Consider the following 13,184-nt stretch of genomic DNA (forward strand, 5'->3'; position numbering starts at 1 on the left):
CTTCAGGAAAAATAAAAACTATTTTTCTAAATTTTTATGCAGCATTTTGAAATAATCAAAGGCTTTTAAAAGTCGGCTGCCGTACCAAGAGAACATTTCGCCATCTACTAGAATTGTTTGCACTTTGTTCGTGTATTGTCCTATTTCGTATCCATCCTCTTTCTTAAACGGAAAAGGTTCAGACGAAAGAAAAACAATTTCTGGATCACCTTCTGTCTTCATTTTCTCCAGTTCGACTTCGGGGTAACGTCCTTTGTCATCGTATATGTTTTTAAAGTGATTCAGCTTCAACAATTCATTGATGAAATTGTCTGAACCCGCAACCATATAAGGATTCTTCCAAATAAAATAAGCTACTTTCCTGATTGGAATGTCTTTGATGAAGTTTCTAAAATCGCTCAAGGCAAAAGCCAATTTATCATTCCATTTCTGTGCTTCGGTTCTACAATTTAAAAGTTGGCCAAAATCAGTTATCATCTGAAAATTATCTTCTATGGTAATGATATTGGTCACCCAAACCGGGCATATTTCACTTAGTCTTTCAACAATTTCCTGGGTGTTCTCTTCCTTATTGCAAATGATAAGATCCGGATTTAATAAACGGATTTTTTCGAAATGCACTTTTTTGGTACCTCCAACAAGTTTTTTGGTTGATTTAAAATGATACGGATGCACACAGAATTTAGTAATCCCGATGATTTTTGCTTCCTGACCCAAATCATAAAGTAATTCCGTTTGAGAAGGAACTAACGAAATGATACGCTGAGGCGAAGTTTCAAAAGTATGTGTCGTTCCGAGTTGATCTGTTAGGGTTTTCATATTGTTTTATTTAAACAAAAAGGTTTTTTTAACCGCAAAGTTCGCAAAGGTTTCGCAAGCGGCACAAAGATTTTAAACCATTTAGGTATTTAAAAAAATTAAGGCTTTATAAATTTAAACACAAAGATTTTCTTAACCGCAAAGTACGCAAAGCTTTCGCAAGCGGCACAAAGATTTTAAACCAATTAGGTATTTAGAAAAATTAAGGCTTTATAAATTTAAACACAAAGAGCACGAAGCCTTTTCTATGTTTGTATGTTTCTGTGTTTTAATATTTTTTAATCGCAAATAGCAATAGCTTATGCTAAACAATCCACTAAATGAAACTTAATATCTTAATGGTTGAAAAAACATTTCAATTTTAAATTGAGCACAAGCTTAAAAAATTAACGATCCTTTTTTATAGACAATCACATGAACTTTAAACTAATTATTCCTTCCATTTCCTGCTGCATTTTCAAAGCTTCTGCTCTTGCTTTTTCGGCAAAATCAGTTCCATTTGAAGCATATATAATTCCTCTCGAAGAATTAATCAGCAATCCTACATTGGCATTCATTCCGTATTTGCATACTTCAGATAAACTTCCTCCCTGTGCTCCTACTCCGGGAACAAGTAAGAAACTGTCTGGAACAATCTTACGGATTTCAGTGAAATATTCTGCTTTAGTAGCACCAACCACATACATTAGGTTTTCACTGTTTTTCCAAGATGTAGAAGTTTCTAGCACTTGCTTGTACAATTCCTTTCCGTCCACAGTAAGCGTTTGAAAGTCAAAAGCACCTTCATTAGAGGTTAAGGCAAGCATAATGGTATGTTTGTTTTCAAAAGCAAGGAATGGCTCTACTGAATCCTTTCCCATATAGGGAGCAACGGTAACGCTATCGAAGTTTAAATCCTCAAAGAAAGCTTTAGCATACATTGAAGAGGTATTTCCTATATCACCACGTTTAGCATCGGCAATCGTGAAAATATTTGGATAGGTTTCGTTGATATAATTGATCGTTTTTTGTAACGACATCCATCCTTTAATTCCATACGCTTCATAGAAAGCGGTGTTGGGTTTATAGGAAACACATAAATCATGAGTCGCATCAATTATCGCTTTGTTGAATTCGAAAATGGGATCTTCGAGTTCTAAAAGATGTTGCGGAATTTTATCTAAATCAACATCTAATCCTACGGCTAGAAATGATTTTTTAATTTTGATTTGATCTATAAGTTGTTGTGTAGTCATAAAAAAGTTTAAAGTTTAAAAATTTAAAGTTTCAGGTTTTCCCATAAGACCTTAATTGCACTTTCTTGAATTATATTCTATTCTCTAGCCCCGATAGCAGTGGAAATCCTTTTCTTTTTTATTTAAAAAAGAAAAGATTGTAACGAATAGCGGGAAATTGCTCCAAAAAAAAAGCCTCAATAAATGAGGCTATTATATTAAAAAACTTCGCTAGCTTCTTTTAATTTTTCCATGTTGTTAACTAACGCTAGTTCGTCAACAATTTTCTGAATGTCACCATTCATGATATTTCCTAGATCATATAAAGTCAATCCTACTCGGTGATCCGTTACACGACCTTGTGCGTAGTTATACGTACGAATCTTTGCCGAACGGTCACCAGAACTCACTTGAGAAGTACGTTTAGTAGCATCTTCGGCTTGTTTTTTAGCTAATTCCTGCTCGTATAAACGGGAACGCAAAACGCCAAATGCCTTGTCTTTATTTTTATGTTGTGATTTTTGATCCTGACATTGCGCTACTAATCCTGTTGGAATATGCGTTAAACGAACCGCTGATTTAGTTGTATTTACCGATTGTCCACCTGGTCCTGAAGAACAGAAAAAATCTACACGAACATCATTCATATCGATTTGCACATCAAATTCCTCTGCTTCTGGTAAAACCATAACAGTCGCTGCTGATGTATGCACACGTCCTTGAGTTTCTGTTTGTGGCACACGTTGTACACGGTGCACACCAGCTTCAAACTTCAAAGTTCCATAAACATCTTCCCCAGTAACTTCAAAAATCACCTCTTTAAATCCACCAGATGTACCTTCATTCATATCGACAACTGAGGTTCTCCAACCGCGGTTCTCACAGTATTTAGTGTACATACGGAACAAATCACCTGCAAAAATACTCGCTTCATCCCCACCGGTACCGGCACGAATCTCCACCATTACATTCTTAGCATCTTCAGGATCTTTAGGGATCAACATGAATTTAATTTCTTCCTCTAATTCCGGTAATCTTTCTTTTGCCTCCTCGAGCTGCATCTTGGCCATCTCGGTCATGTCTGCATCACTATTGTCGGCTATGATTTCATTTGCTTCTTCGATATTAGCTATTAAAAGCACGTATTCATCGCGCTTTTCAGCCAAAGCTTTCAAAGTCTTATATTCTTGATTCAATTGCACATAACGCTTCTGATCAGAAATAACATCCGGCTGAATGATTAAATCCGAAATCTCATCGAAACGTTGTTTTACTATTTGAAGTCTATCTAACATATTATTAGTCCTTATATTTGGAGTGCAAAATTACGAAAAATAGTTTATAGTTAACTCTAGTTTCCTGACAGTTTTTTTTGGAGCATTTTCCAGCTATCCGCTCTATCTTTTTAGGGTTTAATTCCTCCGTCATTCAACCCTAAAAAGGATGCCGCTTTTATCTGGGCTATTTACGATCTTTTTTCATAATTTCGCACCGTCATTGTAGTACAACTCAATCTCAAAACGCTATGTATAAAAAAATCACTTTACTGCTGCTTATAACAATCGCTATTTCCTGCAAAAAATCAGAGGACACTGGAACTGACGACAACGAAAAAGATAAAATCAAAATGGCACGTTGGCTATTAGGGCAATGGGAAACCAAATCTACTGACGGAACACTCACTGAAACTTGGAAAAAAGCAAACGACAGCACCTATAATGGGCACTCTTTTTTTCTAAAAGGAAAAGATACCATTCATTACGAAACCATCGTGTTGCAACAAATAGAAGAGCAATTAAGTTATAACGCCAATGTAAGAGGCCAAAACGATGATAAACCAGTAGCCTTCGTTCTTACAGAAACGAAAGAAAACCAACTTATTTTTGAAAACCCAACGCACGATTATCCGCAAAAAATCAGTTATACCCAAGTTTCTAAAGACAGCCTAGTTGCTGAAATATCAGGCATTCAATCAGGGAAACCCAGCTCTGAAAAATATATTATGCTAAGGACTAAATAGAACAGTAAACCTTATTAATTCGATAGTATTTGAATAAAATAAGTAAAACCATATCCAGTAATATTAACGTTACCAATCTAAAGAATCATGCTTAAAATCATTAAAATATTACCTATTCTAATTTATTTTCTATCGTTTAATGGATTTGCAATGCAAATTTTCGTTGAGACGCCCGAGGGTAAAACAATTGCCTTAGAGGTCGAAGCAAACGACACCGTTGAAAATATAAAAGCTAAAATTCAAGATAAAGAAGGCATATCTCCTTCTGATCAAATATTAAAATTTGCTGGACAAATTTTAGAAGAAGGAAGAACTTTGGCCGATTACAACATCCAAAAGGAAAGTTTTCTTCAATTGTCCCTATATTCTTCTCTTGGCGTTGCTGATCTACAACTAGAAAACAACAAATTAAATCTTAATCCTAACCCTTCTACTAATTCCATAAAAATATCAGGATTAACAAAATCAGAAAAATATACTATTTTCAATAGCTTAGGAGCTAAAATAATGAGTGGTGAAGTTTCAAATAATCAAAACATCAATATTGCGAACTTAAATAATGGATTATACTTCTTACAATTTGAAAACAGTCAAACTAAAAAATTTATAAAAAATTAGTAGTTCTTACTAAATTTACAATGTCGTATTTTTTCTACTGTTTATATTTTAAAACTAAAAATAGTCTTTGTTATTTTTTATTAAATGATAAATGTCGGAATATAAGAAATTCGTTCTGCGATAAGTTCCCTTCATACTCCAAGCATTCCTTATTTAAAGTCACAATTAAAGTGCATATTATCAATTCTATTTTCGTTATCGAGTAAACTTAAAAGTAACGGCTTTGTCCAGTATTTAAAATAAAAACAAGCTATACCCAAGTTTCAAAAGACAGCCTTGTCGCTGAAATATCAGGCATTCAATCAGGGAAACCCAGTTCTGAAAAATATATTATGCTAAGGACTAAATAGAAAAACTAGTACACTTCATAGAAACGGCCTTGCTTTAATAAAGTAAGGTTTTTTTTGGTTTAATACACTAAAAATTAGCCGACCAGATAAAAACTATTCGAACAATTGTAAATAAAATAATATATATTTGAATATGAATATTTCGCGACTGTTTATTGCCTCTTTTTAAGTTAGCTAACATTTTACAACAACATTATGAAAAAAAACATTGTACTGATCATTGGGATTGTGCTTATCGCTATAAATTGCCCCTCGCTGGCGCGAGTGTTATACAATAAACTTGAACGCTAGTGCGAGCGTCCCGCTCGTACCCACAAACAGAAGTGATCTATTTTTATTTTAAAAACAATGAGCAGAAAATATAAATTTAGAGAAAAATCATCGAAAATAATCCGTAAGACTCGATCCTGAAAGAGCGAACAGTCGAAGAAAAGCAGACAAAAATCGATGCGTTGGATGTTTGAGAGAGCAGGAAAAAAGAATAGAAATTTTGGCAACAAAATAATAAACCAATTGAGATTTGGTCATCAAAAAATATTTGAACACAAATTAAAATACATTCATAACAATCCAGTTGCAATAGGATTTGTAACGAACCCTATAGATTGGGAATATAGTAGTGTAAGAAATCATGTTAATAATGACCACACAATTTTGGAAATAGACCTGAATTAGAGTGTGGGCACGAGAGAAGCTCGCGCTAGCGGAGACTATTAACAAAAATGACGAGTAAAAAAGAGCTAAAAATGGATACATATAGAACAGAATTTAGAGAAAATAATTATATTTATTTAAAGCGTCAGGCAGAAGAATTATTAATATATGCCGAAGAATTTAAAAATTCAAATGCTTTAATTTATGCTTGTTTAGATTCAAGAATTGCACTTGAAACATTAGACCTAAAAAAAATTCTATTAAGTGCTGATTCATCCGAAATAGCAACAATAATTGAAGATTCAAAACCGAAAAATGGAATCGAAAAAAACGGTAAAAAACAAGGAAGTTTAAAAGAAAGATATCAATTATTCTATCAAGCAGTTTGTGAAATTTTAGGAGTTAATGACAAATATTATGATTTCAAACATTCTAAAGAATTACAATATAAACTGAGCACATATATACATTCCTATTATATGACTCAAGAGGAAATTAATTATGATTCTGAAATAATGCAAAATGCAATTTTGTTAATTAAAGAAGTTCATAATTTTATAAAGTCATCATTATATTTTGATGGAAAAGATTGGATTGCTCACGGCGCAAAAATAACAACAATTCCAGAAGACGATAAAACCTTATTAGAAGAATGGAAAAATAATTCGAAAATGGAATATGATGAATTAAAATTCAAATTGAAAGAAAATTTAATGTCTAGATAAAAATAATTACAGCCCCCAACATCCGCTATCCCGAGTATTCCTACTTTATTTTAAAGATTGCTATGCATACTATTTTTGCCTTCGAGAATACCTTATAAAACTAGGCTTTATCCCTTAAATACTAACTCAAAAATGAAATACCGTTTATCATTACTAACGCTTTTGACTATTACACTGTCATATAGTCAAGAGATGGAAAAGATCATCTTAAAAGATTGTGATACAAATGACCTGTATATTAATGACGGAGATTCAACAACTTTATATTATTTAAAATCAGTCCCAACAACTGAAATTAAAGGCGTCCTTGTGATTCTACCATCAGGAGGTGAGACCACTGAAAATCTATTAAAACAAATAACATTACACCACCTCGCGGTTGAAAAAGGTTTATTAGTACTTATTCCTTCTATTAACTTTGGAACAGAAAATAGAGATGCAGAATTTCACATCTTGGACAAAATTTTTAGTGAAATAGTAAAGGAATATAGTGTTTCTAAAGATAATTTTATTTTAGGAGGCTTATCAAATGGCGGAATGATTTCCTTGAGTTATGCCGAAAAAGCAGTTAAATATCCGGGTACCAATTTTCTAGTGCCTAAAGGGATTTTTGCTTTAGACAGTCCGTTAGACAAAGCGCATCTGTATCAATACTGTGAAAGGGAAATTGAAAGAAATTATAATGAAGCAGGAGTTGATGAAGGAAAATGGATAATAGAGAGATATAAAAAATTATACGGCACACCTTATAAACATCCTGAAAAATACATAGAAGCGTCGATTTATTCCTATGGCGCAAAAGAAGGCGGAAATGCAAAATACTTGAAACAGATTCCATTGCGAATGTATACAGATTTTGATGTTGAATGGTTAATGAAGGAACGTCATCGTGATTTGTATGATTGGAATGGAACTGATATTATAGCAATGGTTAATCTGTTAAAAGTTATGGGGAATGCTGATGCAAATGTAATCATCAGCTATGGCAAAGGGTTTAAATTAGATGGAAGTAAACACCCACATTCCTGGTCAATAATGGATTCTCAAGATTGCCTTAATTGGATTAGTAACTTACTTGAAAGGTAAAAAAAACTAGCCATTTCTAGCCATTTCTGCTTCTCAAACTTCATGCAAATAAAAATTTTCATACCTTAGTTTCGTTCCTAACAAATTAGTATACTTATAAAATAATGACAATGAAAAATCTTTTTGATATAGTCGAAGCAACAGAAATCATAAATCGCATAAACCAACTAACTCCAACGACGAAAAATTTATGGGGAAAAATGAATGTATCACAAATGCTTGCCCATTGCACGGTAACCTATGAAATGGTTTATACGGACAAATACCCCAAACCAAATTCCTTTAAAATATTTTTATTAAAAACATTTGTAAAAAAAGCCGTTGTAAGTGATAAGCCATATCCTAAAAATGGTAGAACAGCACCTCAATTTTTAATTACAAATACAATAGAATTTGAAGAGTCGAAAAAGAAATTAGTTGAATATATTAAAAAAACGCAAACTTTAGGAGAAAGCCATTTTGACAATAAAGAATCTCACTCTTTTGGAAAATTGACTACGCAGGAATGGAACAACTTGTTTTACAAACATCTTAACCATCATCTAACACAATTTGGAGTATAAAAACTCGGGAAATAGCCTGTTACTAAAAACCACTCTTTTGTTGTACTTAAAGAAGTTCCAATGAAACCTTTGATCAACAGAGCTGGTACTACGAAGTATTCCTTTTTAAAATTTAAGATTGCTGCTCATTAATTCTATTTTTACTTTCGATAAACCTCCGGGTGCCAGGATATTATTTTTAGTTTACCAACATAAAAACAAAACGTAAAAAACTTTGCGCCGTACCACCTTCACGACCAAAAGATTCCCTTCATAACTCCTGGAAATTTCTCTTTATTACCAACTTCTAAATTCCTAATTTACAAATTCAAAACTCGCTGTGCGAAGTCTCCTGACTTCGTACCGAATCCAATAAGCTAGCAACAAGAAGCAACTTTTTATTAAAAGTAAAAACATCCGCTCTCCGAAGTATTCCTACTTTATTTTAAACATCGCTATGCTATTTATCTTCGCTTATGAAAATTACTTTTTACAGAAATTTATTACTATCCGCTTCCTAACTGAACAGAAGTCTTTAATTCCAAGATTTGCATTTTTTATGAATTATTTACAATTGTTATTTTTGTAGAGTCTCTATAGTACGCTATATTTACTTTAATAAATAAAAACTTTCAAAAATGAAATACGATACTATATTAGAAACCATTGGACATACTCCCCACGTAAAAATAAATAGATTGTTTGGACCCAACCATAATATTTGGATTAAATTAGAAAAAACAAACCCCGGAGCCAGCATAAAAGACCGAATCGCTTTGTCTATGATTGAAGATGCAGAGCAAAAAGGATTACTGAAAAAAGACAGTGTTATTATCGAAGCGACCTCAGGAAATACTGGTATAGGTTTAGCCATGGTTGCCGCGGTAAAAGGCTACCGTTTAATATTGGTAATGCCCGAATCCATGTCGGTAGAAAGAAGACGTTTAATGAGCATTTACGGTGCTGAATTCGTGTTAACACCCCGCGAACTAGGAATGAACGGAGCCATAGCGAAAGCAAAGGAACTATCTGAAGAGATGTCTAATGCTTGGTTACCGCTTCAATTTGACAATCCAGCTAACATTGAAATTCACAAAATAACAACTGCACAAGAGATCTTGAAAGATTTTCCTGATGGTTTAGATTATATGATCACGGGCGTAGGGACAGGTGGTCACATCACCGGTTGTGCTGAAATCCTGAAAAAACATTATCCAAATCTTAAGGTTTTTGCCGTAGAGCCAGAAGCATCACCAGTTATTAGCGGTGGCGCTCCCGGTCCTCATCCTCTTCAAGGTATTGGCGCAGGATTTATCCCTACTAATTTACATACAGATCTCTTGGATGGAGCCATTCAAGTGAGTAAAGACGAGGCCTATGACTACACTCGAAGAGCTGCCCAAGAAGAAGGAATTCTAATAGGTATTTCCTCTGGAGCTTCCTTAGCGGCAGTAGCCAAAAAACTTTCTGAAATTCCTGAAAATGCTAAAGTCCTTACTTTTTGCTATGATACTGGAGAACACTATTTGAGTGTAGAAGGTCTTTTTGAATAATAAAATTATTGACAAAGCAACTATAATAAAAAACCGATTTGTGAAAGCAAGTCGGTTTCTTTATGTCCTTTTTCTGGGCATGTCCCTGCTTCCACTAGCGTTGCAGCAGCGTCAGGCTGTACGCTACAATCTTTGTTACACTAAGTTTCACAAAGGATTTCCACTACCATCCTTCATGCAAAACAACTACTTTAATTATTACAAAAAAAGACTAATTCTTTTGAAATAAACTAATTGCAACAAATAACAAACTTGATCAAACCCTCTTTGAAAAATACCGAAAATTTCATCTAAGATTTCAGTCTACATTGACAATCCCTAACTTTTCATTTATTAATTTTTCATCATTGGCGTCAAATAGTGGTCTATGAAAATCATTTAGTTTAGAAAGCATATTTATTAAAATGATTTTTTCCTGCTCAGTCAGATCGCCTGAAACAAGTTCACCCATTTTTTCTAATTGACCTCTAACTGCCTGTATTTCTTGCAAACCAGCAGCAGTAATTGATAGAAGCTTGCTTCTTTTGTCATTTGGATTATCCGTTTCCTTAATTAATTTCTGACGTAGTAATCTTTTTAAAATTTCGTTTCCAGAGGATTTTTCAGTTGCATTTTTCCGAATTACATCCCCTTTCATTAATTGTTTGTCTGGCAATAAACTTGCCATAAAACTAAGGTCATCAATGGAATAAATTACTGAATTTTTAAATATTTTTCGAGAATAAAATGTCGCATATTTATAAATAAAATAAATGTACATCGTGAGAGCTGGTTTTGCTTTTTTAGATAAAACGACTTCGCTTTCTTTATTGACTTTTGCTTCTAGCGACAACCATTTGGCAAAATGCTCATCATCCCATTGTTCGCCCTCAGCGAGTTGATTTTCGTATTTTTCTGTCCAATCAATTAGCTTTTTTATATTAGAATACATATTCATTTTAGTATTTTATAAAGCAAAATTAAATAAATAAAGTTTGGTATAATAATAAATTACACTATTTTTGCGTAAAAATAGTATTTCATCAAACTAAATTAGAGGCTAATGTATAAAAGTAAAGTAGAATTTACCGTTCCTTTTTTCAAAAAAATCACTGTTTTACTCGTTATATTTCTGCTTGCTGGATCTGCTTATTCTCAAAACATGGGAAGTATCAGCGGAACAATACTTCAGAAAAATAACCAGCAGTCTTTGGTTGGTGTAAATATTAACGTTACAGGTACCAATCTATCCACAGTAACTGATTCTATTGGAAGATTTAGAATTTTAAATATCCCTGTTAAAACATACAACCTGAGCATAAGTACAGTAGGTTTTAAAACAGTGACTCTTTATAATATTGTGGTGAATAGCGGTAACGAAAAAGTTTTCACGATAGAACTTGAGCAAGAATATTCAGTTTTGGACGAAGTTATCATAAACTCTAATAAACGCAGTGTTCGTGCCGCCACACTCGAAACGCCGCTTAGTGTTCAAAAATTAACCGCAGAAGAAATTAGAAGCAATCCAGGAGGAAGTTTTGATATTAGTAAAGTCATTCAAACTTTGCCAGGCGTTGGCGGAGGACAAGGCGGAGGAACATTTCGGAACGACATTATTATTCGTGGTGGCGCTCCGAACGAAAATGTATTTTATTTAGATGGAATTGAAATCCCTGTTATCAATCACTTTCAAACGCAAGGCGGAAGTGGCGGGCCACAAGGAATTTTAAACGTATTTTTTATTGAGGATGTCAAATTAAGCTCCTCAGCTTTTGATGCTAAGTATGACAATGTTTTGAGTAGTGTATTTCAATTTAAACAAAAAGTAGGTAATGCAAATAAATTTCAGGGGAATATTCGAGCTAGTATTCTAGAATCGGCGATTACATTAGAAGGTCCTTTATCGGCAAACAAAAAAACAACTTTTTTACTATCTGCCCGAAAATCCTATTTTCAACTTCTAGTAAAAGCAATTGACGCTCCGTTTCTTCCTGATTTTTCTGACTTTCAAACCAAAATAACCCATAAGATTAATGATAAAATGACTTTCAATTTTATCGGAATTGGTGCAATTGATAATTTCAAATTTCTAACTCCTAAAGAGGCAACTCCAGAAAAAATATATCAAGCGAATTCTAATGCAAGCATTCAGCAATGGAATTACACAATTGGTGCATCATTAAGAAGAAGCGTAACCGATGGGTTTTGGAATTTAGCTTTGAGCAGAACACGTTTTAACAACAACCTTCAAAAATTTGAAGACAATCAAAACCCAACACCACAAACACAAACGCTGGATTTTGTTAGTAATGAAACCGAAACCAAACTGCGTTTTGATATTAATAAGAGCAAAAATAGTTGGAAAATAGCTTATGGCGCATCAGCACAATTGGCAGAATATGACAACAATACATTTGCAGTACTACAAAAAGAAGTTCGAGACAGCAATAACAACATTGTTCAAAATCAAGTAAATCAAAATTTTACAAGTCCGTTGAAACCTTTTGCAAGATTAGGTTCTTTTGTGCAAGTTGGAAAAAGAGCGTTTGATAATAGACTAGGAATTAGTGGTGGCGTTCGTACTGACATGAATACTTTCACCACAACAGGAATGAACGGACTTAAAACTTTATCGCCGCGACTTTCTTTGAGTTATGTTTTGGCCGATAAATGGACAGTGAATGCTTCTAGTGGAATTTATTACAAATTGCCAGTATACACGATTTTAGGCTATGCAAATAATAATGATGAATTAGTCAACAAAGAGGCAAAATACACCCGTTCAACGCACTACACGACTGGTTTTGAATTTTTACCAAATAACGGATTGCGATTTACAGTAGAAGGTTTTTTTAAACAGTATAGCAATGTTGCGATTTCGTTCAGAGACGGAATTTCTTTAGCAAATCTTGGAACAGATTTTACAGCTTTAGGTAACGAGGCGGTCAATACAAATGGAAAAGGGCAGTCATATGGTTTAGAATTTTTCGCACAGAAAAAATTAACAGATAAGTTTTTTGGAATACTTTCTTATACTTATTACCGCAGTTTGTATAGTGGTGCCGATGGACGATTGATTGCTAGTAGCTGGGATAATAAACATTTATTGTCTGTAACCTGGGGTTATAAATTTGAACATAACTGGGAATTAGGTTTGAAATTCCGCTATCAAGGCGGTGCACCATTTACGCCATTTGATGAAAATGCTTCAAGACTCAATTTTCTATCTCAAGGACGAGGAACATTAGATTACACAAGATTAAACTCCCAGCGTTTAGGCGGCTTCAACAGTAGTGATGTTAGAATTGACAAAAAGTTCAATTTCAAAAAATTAACTATCGATTTATTTTTGGATGTAACCAATTGGTATGTAGCAAAAAATCCGGTAATACCAGAATATACTTGGGAAAGAACAGCCGACAATAGTACTTTTAAAACTACTGACGGATTTGCGATAAAGGCAGATGGAAGTAATGCAATACCAACACGAGTAAAAAATGATGACCCACAAGTAATACCTAATCTTGGTGTAATTGTTGAATTTTAATCATTAATGTCCGATAAAAAATAAAATCGTAATATTTTATTTTTTATCTATTTGATTTTCATTGTTTTAATTTTCAT

At 33.6% G+C, this 13,184-nt stretch carries 11 protein-coding genes; 7 read left to right on the top strand and 4 right to left on the bottom strand.

Going from position 1 to position 13,184, the window contains the following annotated elements; translation table 11 throughout:
* Positions 1-18: 18 nt before the first annotated feature.
* The 3 genes from AC4PRO_RS11550 to prfA all read right to left on the bottom strand — a co-directional run bounded on the left by AC4PRO_RS11550 (position 19) and on the right by prfA (position 3,328).
* A complete protein-coding gene (locus AC4PRO_RS11550) occupies positions 19-819 on the bottom strand; it encodes an ABC transporter substrate-binding protein (RefSeq protein WP_074722994.1) in 801 nt (266 codons plus the stop codon).
* Between the two features lie 410 nt (positions 820-1,229).
* A complete protein-coding gene (gene pyrF / locus AC4PRO_RS11555; protein ID WP_492117450.1) occupies positions 1,230-2,054 on the bottom strand; it encodes an orotidine-5'-phosphate decarboxylase in 825 nt (274 codons plus the stop codon).
* A gap of 197 nt (positions 2,055-2,251) precedes the next feature.
* On the bottom strand, positions 2,252-3,328 hold the full coding sequence (prfA, locus tag AC4PRO_RS11560; protein WP_074722996.1) for a peptide chain release factor 1: 1,077 nt from the start codon (positions 3,326-3,328) through the stop codon (positions 2,252-2,254).
* Between the two features lie 230 nt (positions 3,329-3,558).
* On the opposite strand from prfA, the gene AC4PRO_RS11565 reads away from it, so the two are divergent.
* The 6 genes from AC4PRO_RS11565 to cysK all read left to right on the top strand — a co-directional run bounded on the left by AC4PRO_RS11565 (position 3,559) and on the right by cysK (position 9,581).
* Positions 3,559-4,053 (top strand): DUF6265 family protein, encoded by a 495-nt coding sequence (locus AC4PRO_RS11565; protein WP_492117451.1) that lies wholly within the window; start codon positions 3,559-3,561, stop codon positions 4,051-4,053.
* Between the two features lie 87 nt (positions 4,054-4,140).
* A complete protein-coding gene (locus AC4PRO_RS11570; RefSeq protein ID WP_492117452.1) occupies positions 4,141-4,671 on the top strand; it encodes a ubiquitin-like protein in 531 nt (176 codons plus the stop codon).
* A gap of 1,096 nt (positions 4,672-5,767) precedes the next feature.
* Complete coding sequence (locus tag AC4PRO_RS11575) at positions 5,768-6,400, top strand: hypothetical protein (protein ID WP_492117453.1); 633 nt, start codon at positions 5,768-5,770, stop codon at positions 6,398-6,400.
* A 132-nt stretch (positions 6,401-6,532) separates the two neighbouring features.
* Positions 6,533-7,486: a hypothetical protein gene (locus AC4PRO_RS11580; RefSeq protein WP_492117454.1), complete on the top strand. Its 954-nt coding sequence runs from the start codon at positions 6,533-6,535 to the stop codon at positions 7,484-7,486.
* A gap of 110 nt (positions 7,487-7,596) precedes the next feature.
* On the top strand, positions 7,597-8,049 hold the full coding sequence (locus AC4PRO_RS11585) for a DUF1569 domain-containing protein (RefSeq protein WP_074723000.1): 453 nt from the start codon (positions 7,597-7,599) through the stop codon (positions 8,047-8,049).
* A 617-nt stretch (positions 8,050-8,666) separates the two neighbouring features.
* The gene (gene cysK, locus AC4PRO_RS11590) at positions 8,667-9,581 is read left to right on the top strand and encodes a cysteine synthase A (RefSeq protein WP_492117455.1); all 915 of its coding nucleotides are present in this window, start codon (positions 8,667-8,669) and stop codon (positions 9,579-9,581) included.
* Positions 9,582-9,879: 298 nt separating this feature from the next.
* On the opposite strand, the gene AC4PRO_RS11595 is transcribed toward cysK, so the two are convergent.
* Complete coding sequence (locus AC4PRO_RS11595; protein WP_492117456.1) at positions 9,880-10,518, bottom strand: MarR family winged helix-turn-helix transcriptional regulator; 639 nt, start codon at positions 10,516-10,518, stop codon at positions 9,880-9,882.
* Between the two features lie 105 nt (positions 10,519-10,623).
* Between AC4PRO_RS11595 and AC4PRO_RS11600 the strand changes: the two genes are divergently transcribed.
* A complete protein-coding gene (locus tag AC4PRO_RS11600; RefSeq protein WP_074723003.1) occupies positions 10,624-13,107 on the top strand; it encodes a TonB-dependent receptor in 2,484 nt (827 codons plus the stop codon).
* Positions 13,108-13,184: the final 77 nt, after the last annotated feature.

The sequence above is a fragment of the Flavobacterium sp. DW-iso2 genome (assembly GCF_058725285.1).